Source organism: Antarctobacter heliothermus, assembly GCF_900188425.1.
Classification (GTDB): Bacteria; Pseudomonadota; Alphaproteobacteria; order Rhodobacterales; family Rhodobacteraceae; genus Antarctobacter; species Antarctobacter heliothermus.
Window position 1 is genome coordinate 13903 of record NZ_FZON01000056.1, and the last position, 13995, is coordinate 27897.

Sequence of the window (13995 nt, forward strand, 5' to 3'; positions counted from 1 at the left end):
ACGATGACGCGTTCTCACCTGCCGCGCTACCAGGGCAGCCTCTTCGACAGTGCGCGCTGGTCGGATGTCGATCTCAGGCCCGGCGACGTGGTGGTCTCGACACCGCCAAAGAGCGGCACCACCTGGACGCTGGCAATGGCCTATCTGATCCTTCACGGGGCCGATGCGCGATTTGATAGGCTGTCCTCGGTCGCGCCCTGGATAGATTTCCATGGCGGAAAACCGGATGCTCCCGCGCCTCAGGCGCACGCCGCCCATGGCCGACGTCTTTTCAAGACACACACGCCGCTGGACGGACTGCCCCTGGTCGATGGCGTCGCGGTCATCACGGTCTATCGCGATCCGGGAGACTGCCTTTTGTCCATGCGGAGGCACCTGAGCAACATGGCCTCGCCGCCGCCCGACAACCCGAACCTTGGCCCCTTGTGCAAGGCATTCGATACTTTCTTGTCCCGCCCGCTGGATCACGCGCGTTTCGAAGGCGTCACGCTGTCTGCGCTTCTGCACCACTTTCGCAGGTCAGAACCGGGATCGACCGTAAAGGTCCACTATCGCGACATGTCGGAAGCCCCCATTGCCGCGCTGCGCACTCTGTCCGATGGCATCGGCGCAAGTCTCGACCAGTCATCGATGCGCGCGATACTCGACAGAACCAAAAAGGCGGCCATGCGAAACCACTCAGACGCCTTCGCTCCTCAGGCAAAGACCGGCTTTTTCAAGGATGACGCAGGTTTCTTCTCCCGTCAGAGCAATTCCGCCGAAAGCCTGAGTCATGCGCAGCAGGCCAAATTGATCGGACGGGTCCGGACCGAGTTGGACGTTCGATCGGCCGCGTGGCTTTGTCGAACCGCATGAACGTGTTCCTGCTGCGAAAGCTGACAACGGCATGATTGTTGATGAACGGCAGCTCCGGGGAGGAACCATCCCCCTTGGCATGGTTCCTCCCCGGCCCCGTCTGTATACGGGGGGGCGCAGCGCGGAACTTTTCTAGCGACTGGCTTTTTCACCGGGGAATCCACCTGGAAGCCACCCCAGCCGATTGTCTCGAATTTCTGACTCAACATCAAAGGGTTGCGCGAAAGCGGCCTTGGCCAGGGTGGATTCCTTTTGGCATCCAGGGAAGCCACTTCACGGAATCCAGTTTGGCCAGAAGCCACCAAAGGAAGCCACCTCGGCACGGGCCTTTTCCAGATCGGGCGGAACACATTGATTCCACTTCGGAAAATAGTTTGACAAAGCTGCCCCCCTTGACGTACCCATTGATCATCGAAGAATTGCACCCGGAGGAAACCCCTCTCGGGTGCTTTCGTTTCCCCCACATTGCGGACACCGATCCTGCTGCTGGTCCTTCCGGCCGCATGGCTTGGTCTGGCCGCCCTGCCCTAAATCAGAGAACCGCCCCATGGACCTGGTCTTCGCGCCGAGTCAGATCGAGAGCTGGCCGATCGACCGGCTGCGCCCCTACGCCCGCAATGCCAAGATACATGGCGACGACCAGGTGGCCAAGATCGCTGCCAGCATGGCGAAGTTCGGCTGGACCGTGCCTTGCATGGTGGCGGATGACGGCGAACTGATCGCGGGGCATGGCCGCGTTTTGGCTGCGACGATGCTCGGGTTGACTGAAGTGCCGGTGATCCGGCTTGGCCATCTCGACGAGGCCGAGCGGCGCGCTTACCGCATCGCAGACAACAAGTTGACGGAACTTGGCGACTGGGATGAGGCCGTTCTGCGCGATGAGATCGCAGGCCTGCTGGCGGATGACTTCGACCTGTCGCTGCTAGGGATCACCGACGAAGATCTGGACGCCCTGCTGCGCGACCCCGAGGCGCTGGGCGCTGAAGGTCCGGTCGAGGGTGAGGATGATGTGCCGGAGATGCCCGTCACGCCCGTGTCAGTGCCCGGCGACCTCTGGCAGCTCGGTCCGCACCGTCTGATCTGCGGCGACAGTACCTCGGCCGAGGTCGTCGGGCGGCTGCTCGGCGATGTGAAGCCATTGCTCATGGTCACCGACCCGCCCTATGGCGTGGACTACGATCCGTCCTGGCGCAACCATGCGGGCGCGGCAAAGACGAAGCGCACTGGCAAGGTGCTGAACGATGACCGCGCGGATTGGCGCGAGACTTGGGCGCTGTTCCCCGGCGACGTCGCCTATGTCTGGCACGGTGCGCTGCATGCGGCCACCGTATCCGACAGCCTGGTCGCCGCTGGCTTCGCCATCCGGTCGCAGATCATCTGGGCCAAGGACCGGCTGGTCCTGAGCCGTGGTGACTATCACTGGCAGCATGAACCCTGCTGGTATGCCGTGCGTGCCAAGGGCAAAGGGCACTGGGCGGGCGATCGCAAGCAGACGACGCTGTGGCAGATCGCCAACCGGGACCAGGATGTCGACACGGTGCACGGCACGCAGAAGCCGGTGGAATGCATGCGCCGTCCGATCCTGAACAACTCCAGCCCCGGCCAGCCGGTCTACGAGCCCTTTATGGGGTCCGGCACGACGCTGATCGCGGCCGAGACCACTGACAGACTCTGCCTCGGGGTCGAACTGAACCCAGCCTATGTTGACGTCGCTATTGAACGCTGGCAGTCCTTTACCGACCAAGAGGCAGTGCTGGTGGGGACCGGCGAGACCTTCGCCGCCCTCAAGCCCAAGCGGCTGGCTGCATGACTGTGCCGCTGCTGCCACGCCAGATCCAACACTGGCCGCTCGCCCGGCTCCGGCCCTACGCCCGCAATGCCAAGACCCATGATGCAGATCAGGTGGCGAAGATCGCAGCTAGCATGGCCGAGTTCGGCTGGACCGTCCCTTGCCTCGTGGCGGCGGACGGCGAGCTGATCGCCGGGCATGGCCGCGTCCTGGCCGCCGCGCAGTTGGGGCTGACCGAGGTGCCGGTCATTGTGCTGGGCCATCTGACCCAAGCGCAGCGCCGGGCCTATCGTATCGCCGACAACAAATTGACTGAGATGGGCGGTTGGGACGAGGCCCTGCTGCTCGAGGACCTGCGCGGGCTGCTGGCCGAGGATTTCGACCTGGGGCTGATCGGGATTCCCGAGGACGAACTGGACGCCCTGCTAAACGACGCCGACCAAGACCGCGCGCCGATGGACGACGACACCGCCGACTCAATCCCCGAGCCCCCGGCCGAACCGATCACCAAGCCGGGCGACATCTGGGCGCTGGGCGATCACCAGCTGATCTGCGGCGACGCCACAGATCCAGCCGTCGTGGCGCGGCTGATGGACGGGGCGCAGGCATCGCTCATGTTCACCTCGCCGCCCTATGCCCAGCAGCGCGACTATGGCGCGGCGAAGGAGAAGGTCGGCGATTGGGATGCGCTGATGCAAGGCGTGTTCGCCGCAGCGCCGGTCGCGACCGATGCCCAGCTGCTGGTCAACCTTGGCCTTGTCCATCGCGATGGCGAATGGATCCCGTATTGGGAGCACTGGCTCGACTGGATGCGCGCGAAGGGCTGGCGACGGTTCGGCTGGTATGTCTGGGACCAGGGGCCCGGCCTGCCGGGCGACTGGAACGGACGGCTGGCGCCCTCGCACGAGTTCATCTTCCACTTCAACCGCCAGCCCCGGAAGCCCAACAAGACGGTCGAGAGCAAGCACGCGGGCGAACCCCTCGGCGGCGGTGGCCTGCGCACCACGGACGGCCACGTCAGACCCAAGACCGGCACCGGCAACGCAATCCAGAGCCATCGGATCCCGGACAGCGTCTTTCGCATCATGCGCCACAAGGGCGGGCTCGGGGCGGCAGGGTCGCACCCTGCTGTCTTCCCGGTGGCGCTGGTCGACGCAGTGCTGGAAGCCTTTTCAGACCCGGGCGACATCGTGTTCGAACCCTTCTGCGGCTCGGGCACCCAGTTGATAGCGGCAGAACGCACTGAGCGGCGATGCCTCGCGGTGGAGCTGGACCCGGTTTATTGCGACGTGGCCGTACGACGCTGGGAACTGGCGACGGGGCGGACAGCCAATCGCATCGCCTTGAAGGAGGAAGACCAGAAGCCTGCGCGCCGGGCGAGGAAACGCGCATGACGCAGTCGCGTCGCATGTCGCTGATCGAGGCCATCTCCAACGTCGCTGTGGGCTACGGGCTGGCCGTCGCTACGCAGATCGTGGTGTTCCCATGGTTCGGCTTGCATCCAAGCCTTGGCGAAAACCTAACCATCGGCGCCCTGTTCACCGGGATCTCGCTTCTGCGCAGCTATGCGCTGCGCAGGCTGTTTGAACGCTGGTGGTAACACTCGGGATCAGGCCGCGTCGAGTTTGTACACGGTGCCGCGCCCGTCGACCTTTTCCGAGGTAATGGGCAGGCCCAGTTTCTTCTTGAGCCCACCAGAGATCAGGCCACGCGCGCTATGAGCCTGCCAGCCAATCACCTCGACGATCTCGGTGATCGAGGCGCCCTCGGGCCGTTGAAGGAGCGCGATGATCTGCGCCTGCTTGGTGCCAGAGCGGATGGTGATGGGTTTTGCGACCTCAGCAGCCTCGCTCGCGGTGGGTTCCTCGTCCGGTTTCGGCTTCGCCTTGCGCGGCCCGGTCACAGCCTTCGCAACCACCGGCTCGATCCCGATGGCTCCGAGCCCGATCTCGGTCGCGATCAGCGTGGTGCCGTGGCCATCGCCGGTCTCACGCCACAGGGGCTCGCCCTTGCGGAGATCTGCATCGACCTCTTCCAGCCAGCCGTTGGTGATCATGCGGGTGACCGCCATCTTCGCGGCAGCGCCATGCAGCCCTTCGGGCAGCGGCATGGCCAGATTGCCCGGGCGGGTGGCCGCTCGGCTGAGAATGATCGTTTGCGTGTCCGTGAGTTTGGGCATCATGGCCTCCTGTCGTGAATGGGGATCGTAGGCGCTGGGCTCAGGTGGTCTCTTCCATCGGAGCGGTGACCGCGAAGTGCTGGACCCAACCTGTGAGATACGGCAGCCCTGCGGGGATACCCTCCTCGCGTTCAGTGCGGCGGCAGATGCGCCAGTCCAGCCATTTTCGGATGGCAGCTTGGATTGCCGCTTCGCTGTCAGCGGCCCCGCCCTGCAACGCGCCAACGACATCGTCGGCGAAGTGGCGGCCCATGCGGCCGTCCAGAAAGTCGCGGATGCCGATCAGCTCGTCCTCACTGTCGGCGCGGATGGCATCGGCGATCAAGTTTGTGGCCAGTGTCCAGACCTCCTGCGAACGGCGGTCCCGCAGCGGACAAAGGGTCATGGTCTGGAAGAAGCCGTAGTCTTCGTTCCGACTGGGCAGGATGGGAGGTATGGTCATGGTCAGACACTCTCGTATTCAGGCTGGCAGCGGGGCCCGCAGGCCCCACGCATCAGGCTCAAGCTGCGCTGGCAGCTTCCAGCGTGGCGATGTGGCGACGCAGTCTTGCGACCTCATCGCGCGCGGCGTCCCGCCAGAAAGCAGCGCGGGCGTTGCAGGCGCGTGCCAGGCGCTGGGCATCTTCGCGCGTGAAGCGGTTGACCTTGTGCGCCGCGCCGTGGCCGGTGCAGGTGGCGCGGTGCGTTTTGCCCTCGGGCGTCAGGGTGAATGTCAGCGGCCCGAAGTCGTCGATGATGATCCAGTTGTGCGCGGCAATTGTGGCGCAGGCGCTGGGCGCGAGGATGGCGTCGATCTCCTTGGCGGCGGCGCGGAAGTCGGCGATCAGGGTGATTGCGGGGTGGGTCATGGTGGCGTTCCTTGCGGTGAGTTGCATCGTTTCCGTGCCATCACATTCGCTCCAGAGCGCGGATGATCGTAGGCAAATCTGAGCAATATCATTGCTTTATGATCACAACCCGACCGTTCACGCGATGCGATCCGGTTCGATCAACGCGGCCTGCTCGGCCTCAAAGCGCTGAGCGGCATCGGGTGGATCGCGGCGCGCGTTGACGATGGCGACAAAAAGCGCGCGGGCCACTGCGGCGACCTGATTTGCCCCTGCGCTCGAAAGGTCGACATCATGGATGGCAATCGCCTCGCCCAGATCGGTGAGGGCATAGAGCGTGGCGAACTCGGCCTCGTCCGGGGCGCAGGTAACGGTGTTGCGGTCGTGTTCGGGCACAGCGACGCTACGGCAGAAGCGCAGGTCGAAGCCGATGGCACATTCGCGGCGGATCAGAAGGGCGAGCGTCTCCCCCTCGGGCAGGCAGTTGAAGGAGTGCGTCATGGCTGGGGCCTTTCGCCTTGAACAGGATCGGGGGGGGTCATGGTTTGTCGCCCTCAGATCAGCTGCAGGCTGGCCAACATGGCGCTGGCAGCGCCAAGTTGGGTGGTGGGGAGTTCAATCTTGATGTGCGAGATCACGTCTGATGCCTCGGCGGCGATGCCCTCGTTGCGCAGCGCATCTTCGATCATTCGTGCGGCCGCGTCAGAGCCCTTGAGGTTCAGCGGGTCCGGCAGGGCGGCGTGGTCGATCCGGATGGTGGTGATGGCAGTCATGGTCATGTCCCTTCAGGATTGGAGTGTCGGTTCGCTGACTTCACCCGCGCGACGCCCGGCCTCATATGCGGCCTCCAGCGCGGAGCGGATCGCCCAGACAGCGGTGTTGTGGAAATCGAGCCGGTCGCAGTTGCGGATCTCAAGCGTCTCGAGAAAGAGATGGCGCTGGACGATGTCGAGGAGCAGGGCATCACGTGCGGCATTCGGATCGAGAGGTTTGTGGCGGCGCGCCATGCTCAGTCCTCCCGGCGGTGTTCGGGGTGGGTGGTGCGGGCGCGGGCTTCCTCGCGCATCATCTCGTGGGCGCGTGCCATCTCGACCATCCCCTGTTCCTGGCTCATCCGTCCGGACATCACCTCGTCCATCACCCAGTTCACGCGCTCCTGCGCAGGGCTGCTGTGATCCCGCCACCCGTCGCTCATTGAACTGTGCCCCATTCTTTCCTGTGCGCGCATGGCTCTCTACAATCCGTCTCTGAGGGGCGCGCGATGCACCCCTCTTCTCAGGAGAAGACTCGCGTGATCGGGGAGTGCAATCAACTGAATTAGAGCGTCATTCCTGTTTATTGCCAATATGTTGAGGACACGCCAAGCGCCATGGAAGGTCTGTCTGAGCGCGCCTATGCCGCCCGTTCCGGGCTCTCGCGCGGCGCGGTGCAGAAAGCGCGCAAAACCGGGCGGCTGGTGCTGTATCCAGACGGATCGATCAACCCGGTGGCCTCGGATGCGCGCCGGGGCGCGGCAACCGACCCGGACCAGCAGATGCGTGCGCGGGGCGGGTTTGCCAGCAGCAGCGAGAGTGGCGGCGTCTCCGGACCCGGGGACAGCACCTCCTATCTGAAGGCGCGCACGGCGCTCACGGTCTACCAGGCGCAGGAACGCCAGCTGTCGATCCAGAAGAAAAAGGGTGTTCTGGTCGACCGGGCCCGGGCTGAGACGTTGGTGTTTCGCCTCGCCCGGCAGGAGCGCGATGTCTGGGTCACATGGCCCACCCGTGTGGCAGCGCTGATGGCCGCACAACTGTCCGCGGATATGGAGAACGCAACCGGGACGCCCATGACGATCGAGACCGCGATCCTGCAAAGGGTGCTGGAAACCCATGTCCGAGAGCAGCTCGACGCCCTCGCCGACCTCAGGGTCTCGCTTGGATGAAGAAGACCGACACAACGACCTGACCGACGGGGATCTGAGCCAAGGCCTCGACCTCGGCTTTGACGGCGCCGAGGATATCCTGCGCGCCTGGCGGCGCGGCCTGCGCCCCGATCCGGATCTGACGGTCTCGGAATGGGCCGATCGACACCGCAAACTGTCGTCGCGGGCCTCTGCCGAGCCGGGGCAATACCGCACCGCGCGCACGCCCTATCTGCGGGCGATCATGGATGCGCTGTCGCCCAGCCACCCGGCGCAACGGATCAGCTTCATGAAGGCCGCGCAGGTCGGCGCAACCGAGGCCGGCAACAACTGGATCGGCTTTGTCATCCATCACGCCCCCGGTCCGATGCTGGCGGTGCTGCCCACGGTGGAGATGGCCAAACGAACCTCGCGGGGCCGGATCGATCCGCTGATCGAGGACAGCCCGGCATTGAGGGAGCGGGTACAACCGGCGCGGTCGCGCGATGCTGGGAACTCGATGCTGTCGAAGGAGTTTCCCGGCGGCATCCTCGTGCTGACGGGCGCAAACTCGGCCACCGGCCTGCGATCCATGCCGGCGCGTTACATCTTCCTCGATGAGGTCGACGCCTATCCGGCATCGGCCGATGAGGAAGGCGACCCGGTCACGCTGGCGGAAGCCCGGACAACCACCTTTGCGCATCGGCGCAAGGTCTTCATGGTCTCGACCCCGACGATTAGGGGCCTGTCGCGCATCGAGCGGGAGTTTGAAGCTTCCGACCAGCGGCGGTACTTCGTGCCCTGCCCGCATTGTGGGGCGATGCAATGGCTGCAATTCGAACGCCTGCGCTGGGAGAAGCGGCGGCCAGAGACCGCCACCTATCACTGCGAAGGCTGCGAGCGGCCCATCGCCGAGCACCACAAGACCGGGATGCTGGAGCGGGGCGACTGGCGGGCAACCTCCCGCGCCACCGACCCGAAAGCCATCGGCTTCCATCTCTCGGCGCTCTATTCGCCGATCGGCTGGAAGAGCTGGGAGCAGATCGCGCGGGATTGGCTGGCGGCCCAAGGCTCGGACGAGATGCTGCGCGCGGCGCGCAACACGCTCTTGGGCGAGACCTGGATCGAGAGCGGAGAAGCCCCGGAATGGCAGCGGCTGGCCGATCGGCGCGAGGCCTTTGGAGCACAGATCCCGGTGGGAGGTCTCTTCCTCACCGCCGGGGCGGATGTGCAGAAGGACCGGATCGAGGTTGATGTCTGGGCATGGGGGCGTGGGCTTGAAAGCTGGTTGGTCGATCACATCGTCCTTCCGGGCGGGCCAGACGATCCCGCCTGCTGGGACAAGCTGACAGCCCTTCTCGGTCAGACTTGGACACATGCGAATGGCGCGGTCATGACATTGGCTAAACTGGCGATCGACACCGGCTACGAGTCCGCAGCCGTCTACGCCTGGGCGCGCAAGCAGGGCATCGCGCAGGTCGCTCCGGTGAAAGGGCTGGAAGGGTTCAACCGGGCAACACCGGTCTCGGGACCGACCTTTGTCGACGCCACTGTGAACGGGCGAAAGCTGAAGCGTGGTGCCCGGCTCTGGAGCGTGGCCACGGCAACCTTCAAGGCCGAGACCTATCGGTATCTGCGGCTGGAGCGGCCCTCGGAGCCGGACGCACCGCACCCGCCCGGCACAATCCACCTGCCGGACTGGGCCGACAGCGAATGGCTCAAGCAGCTGGTGGGCGAACAACTGGTCACCATCCGTGACCGGCGCGGCTATGCCCGGCAGGAATGGCAGAAGCTGCGGGAACGGAACGAGGCCCTGGACACCCGGGTCTATGCCCGTGCGGCTGCCTGGATCCTCGGGGCGGATCGCTTTGACGAACGAATGTGGCGACAGCTGGAGAAACAGGCTGGCGTGGAAACCGCCGTGACGGCCCCAAGACCTGAGACCGACACCCCATCCGAACCCCAGGCCGGGCAGATCACGGCGCCACGGAAACGCGGCTGGAAGATCAGCACGCCCAGATACATGGAATAGAGAGACCCTTTTGACCCTCGACGAGTTCAAGATCCGCCACAGCGCCCTGCTGGCCGCGCGTTACAGCGGCACGCGCAGCGTCAGCTATGACGGCAAGACCGTCACCTATGGCTCGGACGCGGAACTTGCGGCCGCGATCGGTGACATTGAACGGAGGATCGCGGCCCTGGAAAATACCAGCCGCCGTATCCTGCGCCCCTTCGCCGTGAAGGATCTGTGATGAGCGGTTCTTCCAACTGGCGGCAGCGCCTTGGAGCCTTCATCGGCGGGTTCGACGCGGGCCAGCACCATCGCCGCTTGCGTGGGTTCCGCGCGACCCGCGCGCATGTGAATGCGCTGATCGCGGCCAGCGGACCCGATATCACTGCGCGCGCCCGCTGGCTGGTGCGCAACAACGGCTATGCCGTGAACGCGGTGGAAAGCTGGGCAGCCAATACCGTCGGCGACGGGATCAAGCCAATCTCGAAAATCGCGGATGCCGCGCGCAAGGAAGAGCTCCAACGCCTCTGGCTCACCTGGACCGACGAGGCGGACGCCGAAGGACTGACCGATTTCTACGGACTCCAGCGCCGCGCCGCGCGCGAGGTCTTTATCGCGGGCGAAGTGTTCTTCCGCATCCGTCCGCGACGCGCCAGCGACGGGCTGACCGTGCCGCTGCAGCTTCAGATGCTGCCCGCCGAGATGTTGCCTTTGGAGCAGACGGGCGTGGCCGCGAACGGCAATACCATCCGCCAGGGCATTGAGTTCGACCGGATTGGGCGGCGCGTGGCCTATCACTTCCTGCGCCGACATCCGGGTGACAGTACAGATCCGGGGCTCTCGGGCGAGGTGGGGCGCGTGCCAGCCACCGAGATCATTCATGTGATCGATCCTGTCGAAGGGGGTCAGTTGCGCGGGGTGTCGAAACTGACTCCTGCAATCGTCAAGCTGTTCCTGCTGGATCAATACGACGATGCCGAGCTCGATCGGAAGAAGGTCGCGGCGATGTACGCAATGTTCGTGACCTCCCCCGCACCGGAGAACCCGCTCGCGCCGCCCGAGGACGAAGACGGACCCGCCGGTGTCGAGATCAGCCCAGGCCAGATCGTGCGGCTCGATCCGGGGGAAGATGTCACCGTCGGTCAGCCTGCTGACAGCGGCGGGACCTACGAGCCGTTTCAATACCGGACCCTGCTGCAGATCTCGGCTGCGCTGGGCATCCCCTATCCGTATCTCGCCAACGACATGGTGAAGGGCAACTTCTCGAACTCGCGGCTCGCTCTGATCGAGTTCCGCCGCCGTGTCTCAGCCTGGCAGCACTCGGTCATGGTCTATCAGCTCTGCCGTCCCGTCTACGGGCGCTGGATGGATGCGGCGGTTCTGTCGGGCGCGCTGTCCCTGCCCCGATATGAGGCCAATCGGTCGCGGCTGCTGACTGCCGACTGGCTCCCCACAAAGTGGGACTGGGTCGATCCCCTGAAGGACGCCAACGCCGAGATCGCCCAGATCGAGGCGGGTCTCAAGTCCCGCACGCAGGCCATCGCCGAGCGCGGCTATGACGCCGAACAGGTCGACCGCGAGATCGCCGCAGAACGTGACCGCGAACGCGTACTGGGGCTGGACTTTCGCCGCCCGGGCTCACCCGCGCCCGGGGTGCAGGCCGTGCCGGTCCAGGGGGACGACACGGACCAGACAGATGAGACTGATGAGACTGAAGTTGCGGAAGACCGTCCGCGCGAAGCAGAGGACCAGTCCTGATGCTCCACGCCCGCATCGCCGCGCGCGCCTTCAACACACCATTGCTGGTTGAGCCGTCCAAGGCCATGGCCTTCCTCTCCGGCCTTGGGCCGCGCATCCTGGGGCGGAGTGTCGAGGTGACGGATGGGGGTGGCGTTCTGGAAAGCGCCCTCCCTGCCGCCCGCGCCAGCATCCTGGCCGGTGGCCTGCTCGACGATGATCGCCAACATGGTAACGCACCGTATCCGGTGGTGGACGGTATCGCTGTGATCGAGATCGCAGGCGTTCTGATCCATCGCGGGGGTTGGATCGGCCAGTCATCGGGCCAGACCAGCTACGAGGGGATTGCGGCGCAGATCGAAGCAGCGAGCCGCGACCCAGCCGTGCGTGGCATCGCTTTGGAAATCGATAGTTTTGGAGGCGAGGTTGCTGGTGTATTCGACCTGGCTGATCGCATTCGCGCCATTAGATCTGCAAAGCCCGTCTGGGCCTTTGTCGCCGAACACGCCTTTTCCGCGGGATACGCGCTGGCCTCTCAGGCGGACCGCATCTTGCTGCCACGCACCGGCGCGCTGGGCAGCATCGGGGTTGTGGTGATGCATGCGGATCTGAGCGCTCAGCTGGACCAGGACGGGCTCCGAGTCACGCTGATCCATTCAGGATCTCACAAGATCGACGGTAATCCCTACACGCCCCTGCCCGCGGCAGTTCGCGACGGCATCCAACGCGAGATAGACATGTTGCGGGTCCTCTTCGCCGAGACGGTCGCCGCCGGCCGCGCCGGGCGCATGAGCCAGGAGGCCGCGCTGGCCACCGAGGCCGCCACCTATCGCGGGGCAGATGCCGTCGCCGCAGGCCTCGCAGATGAAGTCACCGACCTTGAGCACGGGTTCGCCAGTTTCCGGCAGGTTGTGACCCGCGCACCGACCCTTTCGCTCCCGCGCGCGCAACCCGCATCCATTCCCCACTCCAAAAAGGAGGCACGCATGGCCACCGAACACGACGCGAACAACAGTCCGCAGGACTCCACCGATGAGGCATCTGATCCCCAGGACGGCCTCCCCGATGCCAAAGATGCGCCGAGAGATGAAGCCGCCGCAACGTCTCCCTCACATCCCGCGGCAGTTTTGCCCGTTCCCACCACGGCGCAGCCTGGCAATCTGGCCGAGCTCTCGGCTGAGCTTCGTGAGGCAGCGGCGGAGATTGCCGAGATCGCGGCGCAGGCGGGCAGGCTCGGCATTGCCATCGACGCGGCAAAGGCGCTTCGCGAGGGCACCACGCCCGAGGCCCTGCGTCGGCTGCTGATTGAGCAGGCAAGTGCTGCCGCCGATGCACGCGACATCGTCGCTGCACCCCCTTCGCCCGCGCTTCCGCAAGCGAAGGAAAGCCCGATCATTGCGGCCGCGAAACGCGCTGCGGAAGCAAGCAAACGCGGCTGACGCACGGCACACACCCGCCAGACACAAAACCAACTGCCCGACTGATCCCCCGCCGCACCGTCCCGGCGGGGGATGTCTTTTTCCCCTTTTGCATGGAGCCCCGAAATGCCCGTCCTGACCCAGCCCGCCACGATGGGCGATGTCCTCAAGTATGACGTCAACCCAAACTATACCCGCGAGACAGTCACCCTGCTCACCGGCACAGCCTATCCCGTCGGATCCGTACTCGGGCGCATCACTGCCAGCGGCAAGTACAAGCTGGCCACCAGCGGCGGAAGCGACGGCGCGCAGACCGCCGCCGCCGTACTGGTTTATGCTGTCGATGCGACGCTGGCTGATGCAACCGGCATCGTGGTGGTGCGAGGACCTGCCATCGTCTCACGCGCCGCTCTTGCCTATGACGCCACCGTCGATGACGCCGCCAAGATCACCACCAAGATCGGCCAGCTGGCGAGCCTCGGCATCCTGGCGCGCGACACCGCCTGATCCGCCCGCGCTCATCCCCCCTTCCCCGGAGTTCCCCCATGACCATCACCCGCAACCCGTTTGACGCGGGCGGCTATTCGCTCGCCGAGATGACGCAGGCCATCAACATCCTGCCGAACCTCTACACCCGCCTAGGCCAGATCGGCCTGTTCCACTTCGAGGGCGTCACCCAGCGCTCCATCGTCATCGAACAGCGCGAAGGTGTTCTGAGCCTCCTGCCCTCAGTGCCGCTGGGCGCCCCGGCCACTGTCGGCAACCGCGAGGCCCGCTCCATGCGCAGCTTTGCCCTGCCCTGGATCCCGCATGACGATGTGATCCTGCCCGCGGATATTCAGGGCATGCCCGCGCTGGGCGTCTCCGATGCCACCGACCCGCTGGTCGAGGTGATGAACCGCAAGCTCACGCTCATGCGTCGTAAACACGCCCAGACCCGCGAATATATGGAGATGAACGCCCTGCGCGGCATCGTGAAGGATGGTGCGGGCACCACGCTCTACAACTACTTCACCGAGTTTGGGCTCGACCAGATCTCGGTCGACTTCGTCTTTGGCACGGCCGCGACAAACATCCAGACCAAGGTCCGGACCACCCTGCGCGCCATCGAGGACAACCTGCTGGGCGAGACCATGATCACCGCGCATGCACTGGTCAGTTCCGAGTTCTTCGACAAGCTGATCAGCCACCCCAAAACGGAAGACGCCTACAAGTTCTTCTCAGCCACCGGCGGCCAGCCGCTGCGCGAGGACATGCGCCGCGCCTTCCCCTTCGCGGGCATCCTCTTCGAGGAATA

The 13995-nt window shown here is 65.1% G+C and carries 18 protein-coding genes; 11 read left to right on the forward strand and 7 right to left on the reverse strand.

The window, feature by feature from the left end:
* The first annotated feature begins 3 nt into the window (after positions 1–3).
* The 4 genes from CHB90_RS20890 (at position 4) to CHB90_RS20905 (ending at position 4244) form a co-directional block, all read left to right on the forward strand.
* Positions 4–855, forward strand: a complete 852-nt coding sequence (locus tag CHB90_RS20890; protein WP_089279767.1) for a sulfotransferase domain-containing protein — start codon at positions 4–6, stop codon at positions 853–855.
* Between the two features lie 547 nt (positions 856–1402).
* Complete coding sequence (locus CHB90_RS20895; RefSeq protein ID WP_089279768.1) at positions 1403–2665, forward strand: site-specific DNA-methyltransferase; 1263 nt, start codon at positions 1403–1405, stop codon at positions 2663–2665.
* A complete protein-coding gene (locus CHB90_RS20900) occupies positions 2662–4038 on the forward strand; it encodes a site-specific DNA-methyltransferase (protein ID WP_089279769.1) in 1377 nt (458 codons plus the stop codon). The genes CHB90_RS20895 and CHB90_RS20900 overlap by 4 nt, the downstream gene beginning before the upstream one ends.
* Positions 4035–4244 (forward strand): DUF7220 family protein, encoded by a 210-nt coding sequence (locus CHB90_RS20905; protein ID WP_089279770.1) that lies wholly within the window; start codon positions 4035–4037, stop codon positions 4242–4244. The genes CHB90_RS20900 and CHB90_RS20905 overlap by 4 nt, the downstream gene beginning before the upstream one ends.
* A 9-nt stretch (positions 4245–4253) precedes the next feature.
* Here the strand turns inward: CHB90_RS20905 and CHB90_RS20910 are convergent, their stop codons facing one another.
* From CHB90_RS20910 to CHB90_RS20940, 7 genes are all read right to left on the reverse strand, one after another.
* Positions 4254–4823: a DUF3489 domain-containing protein gene (locus CHB90_RS20910; RefSeq protein ID WP_089279771.1), complete on the reverse strand. Its 570-nt coding sequence runs from the start codon at positions 4821–4823 to the stop codon at positions 4254–4256.
* A gap of 40 nt (positions 4824–4863) precedes the next feature.
* Entirely contained in the window at positions 4864–5265 is a 402-nt protein-coding gene (locus tag CHB90_RS20915; RefSeq protein WP_089279772.1) for a hypothetical protein, read from the reverse strand.
* A 58-nt stretch (positions 5266–5323) separates the two neighbouring features.
* Positions 5324–5671: a hypothetical protein gene (locus tag CHB90_RS20920; RefSeq protein WP_089279773.1), complete on the reverse strand. Its 348-nt coding sequence runs from the start codon at positions 5669–5671 to the stop codon at positions 5324–5326.
* Between the two features lie 117 nt (positions 5672–5788).
* Complete coding sequence (locus tag CHB90_RS20925) at positions 5789–6151, reverse strand: hypothetical protein (protein ID WP_089279774.1); 363 nt, start codon at positions 6149–6151, stop codon at positions 5789–5791.
* Between the two features lie 53 nt (positions 6152–6204).
* Positions 6205–6423, reverse strand: a complete 219-nt coding sequence (locus tag CHB90_RS20930) for a hypothetical protein (protein ID WP_089279775.1) — start codon at positions 6421–6423, stop codon at positions 6205–6207.
* Positions 6424–6435: 12 nt separating this feature from the next.
* On the reverse strand, positions 6436–6657 hold the full coding sequence (locus tag CHB90_RS20935) for a DUF6900 domain-containing protein (protein ID WP_089279776.1): 222 nt from the start codon (positions 6655–6657) through the stop codon (positions 6436–6438).
* A 2-nt stretch (positions 6658–6659) separates the two neighbouring features.
* The gene (locus tag CHB90_RS20940) at positions 6660–6845 is read right to left on the reverse strand and encodes a hypothetical protein (RefSeq protein WP_245823322.1); all 186 of its coding nucleotides are present in this window, start codon (positions 6843–6845) and stop codon (positions 6660–6662) included.
* Positions 6846–7019: 174 nt separating this feature from the next.
* Here CHB90_RS20940 and CHB90_RS20945 point away from each other — a divergent pair, with 174 nt between their 5' ends.
* The 7 genes from CHB90_RS20945 to CHB90_RS20975 all read left to right on the forward strand — a co-directional run.
* Complete coding sequence (locus CHB90_RS20945) at positions 7020–7574, forward strand: hypothetical protein (protein ID WP_089279778.1); 555 nt, start codon at positions 7020–7022, stop codon at positions 7572–7574.
* Positions 7522–9564 (forward strand): phage terminase large subunit family protein, encoded by a 2043-nt coding sequence (locus CHB90_RS20950; protein WP_089279779.1) that lies wholly within the window; start codon positions 7522–7524, stop codon positions 9562–9564. Before CHB90_RS20945 ends, CHB90_RS20950 begins: the two co-directional genes overlap by 53 nt.
* Before the next feature lie 10 nt (positions 9565–9574).
* The gene (locus CHB90_RS20955; protein ID WP_089279780.1) at positions 9575–9784 is read left to right on the forward strand and encodes a phage head-tail joining protein; all 210 of its coding nucleotides are present in this window, start codon (positions 9575–9577) and stop codon (positions 9782–9784) included.
* On the forward strand, positions 9784–11301 hold the full coding sequence (locus tag CHB90_RS20960) for a phage portal protein (RefSeq protein WP_089279781.1): 1518 nt from the start codon (positions 9784–9786) through the stop codon (positions 11299–11301). The genes CHB90_RS20955 and CHB90_RS20960 overlap by 1 nt, the downstream gene beginning before the upstream one ends.
* Positions 11301–12719 (forward strand): S49 family peptidase, encoded by a 1419-nt coding sequence (locus tag CHB90_RS20965; protein WP_089279782.1) that lies wholly within the window; start codon positions 11301–11303, stop codon positions 12717–12719. Before CHB90_RS20960 ends, CHB90_RS20965 begins: the two co-directional genes overlap by 1 nt.
* 105 nt (positions 12720–12824) lie before the next feature.
* Positions 12825–13205 (forward strand): head decoration protein, encoded by a 381-nt coding sequence (locus CHB90_RS20970; RefSeq protein WP_089279783.1) that lies wholly within the window; start codon positions 12825–12827, stop codon positions 13203–13205.
* 38 nt (positions 13206–13243) lie between these two features.
* On the forward strand, positions 13244–13995 hold a 752-nt coding region (locus CHB90_RS20975), incomplete at its 3' end, for a major capsid protein (protein ID WP_089279784.1).

Excerpts from the sequence above, each read along its gene's own strand:
- CHB90_RS20960 (WP_089279781.1), top strand. The coding sequence starts at position 9,784 with ATGAGCGGTTCTTCCAACTGGCGGCAGCGCCTTGGAGCCTTCATCGGC.
- CHB90_RS20910 (WP_089279771.1), bottom strand. The coding sequence starts at position 4,823 with ATGCCCAAACTCACGGACACGCAAACGATCATTCTCAGCCGAGCGGCC.
- CHB90_RS20930 (WP_089279775.1), bottom strand. The coding sequence starts at position 6,423 with ATGACTGCCATCACCACCATCCGGATCGACCACGCCGCCCTGCCGGAC.
- CHB90_RS20935 (WP_089279776.1), bottom strand. The coding sequence starts at position 6,657 with ATGGCGCGCCGCCACAAACCTCTCGATCCGAATGCCGCACGTGATGCC.
- CHB90_RS20950 (WP_089279779.1), top strand. The coding sequence starts at position 7,522 with ATGTCCGAGAGCAGCTCGACGCCCTCGCCGACCTCAGGGTCTCGCTTG.
- CHB90_RS20900 (WP_089279769.1), top strand. The coding sequence starts at position 2,662 with ATGACTGTGCCGCTGCTGCCACGCCAGATCCAACACTGGCCGCTCGCC.
- CHB90_RS20965 (WP_089279782.1), top strand. The coding sequence starts at position 11,301 with ATGCTCCACGCCCGCATCGCCGCGCGCGCCTTCAACACACCATTGCTG.
- CHB90_RS20970 (WP_089279783.1), top strand. The coding sequence starts at position 12,825 with ATGCCCGTCCTGACCCAGCCCGCCACGATGGGCGATGTCCTCAAGTAT.
- CHB90_RS20895 (WP_089279768.1), top strand. The coding sequence starts at position 1,403 with ATGGACCTGGTCTTCGCGCCGAGTCAGATCGAGAGCTGGCCGATCGAC.
- CHB90_RS20945 (WP_089279778.1), top strand. The coding sequence starts at position 7,020 with ATGGAAGGTCTGTCTGAGCGCGCCTATGCCGCCCGTTCCGGGCTCTCG.
- CHB90_RS20915 (WP_089279772.1), bottom strand. The coding sequence starts at position 5,265 with ATGACCATACCTCCCATCCTGCCCAGTCGGAACGAAGACTACGGCTTC.
- CHB90_RS20920 (WP_089279773.1), bottom strand. The coding sequence starts at position 5,671 with ATGACCCACCCCGCAATCACCCTGATCGCCGACTTCCGCGCCGCCGCC.
- CHB90_RS20890 (WP_089279767.1), top strand. The coding sequence starts at position 4 with ATGACGCGTTCTCACCTGCCGCGCTACCAGGGCAGCCTCTTCGACAGT.
- CHB90_RS20940 (WP_245823322.1), bottom strand. The coding sequence starts at position 6,845 with ATGAGCGACGGGTGGCGGGATCACAGCAGCCCTGCGCAGGAGCGCGTG.
- CHB90_RS20925 (WP_089279774.1), bottom strand. The coding sequence starts at position 6,151 with ATGACGCACTCCTTCAACTGCCTGCCCGAGGGGGAGACGCTCGCCCTT.
- CHB90_RS20905 (WP_089279770.1), top strand. The coding sequence starts at position 4,035 with ATGACGCAGTCGCGTCGCATGTCGCTGATCGAGGCCATCTCCAACGTC.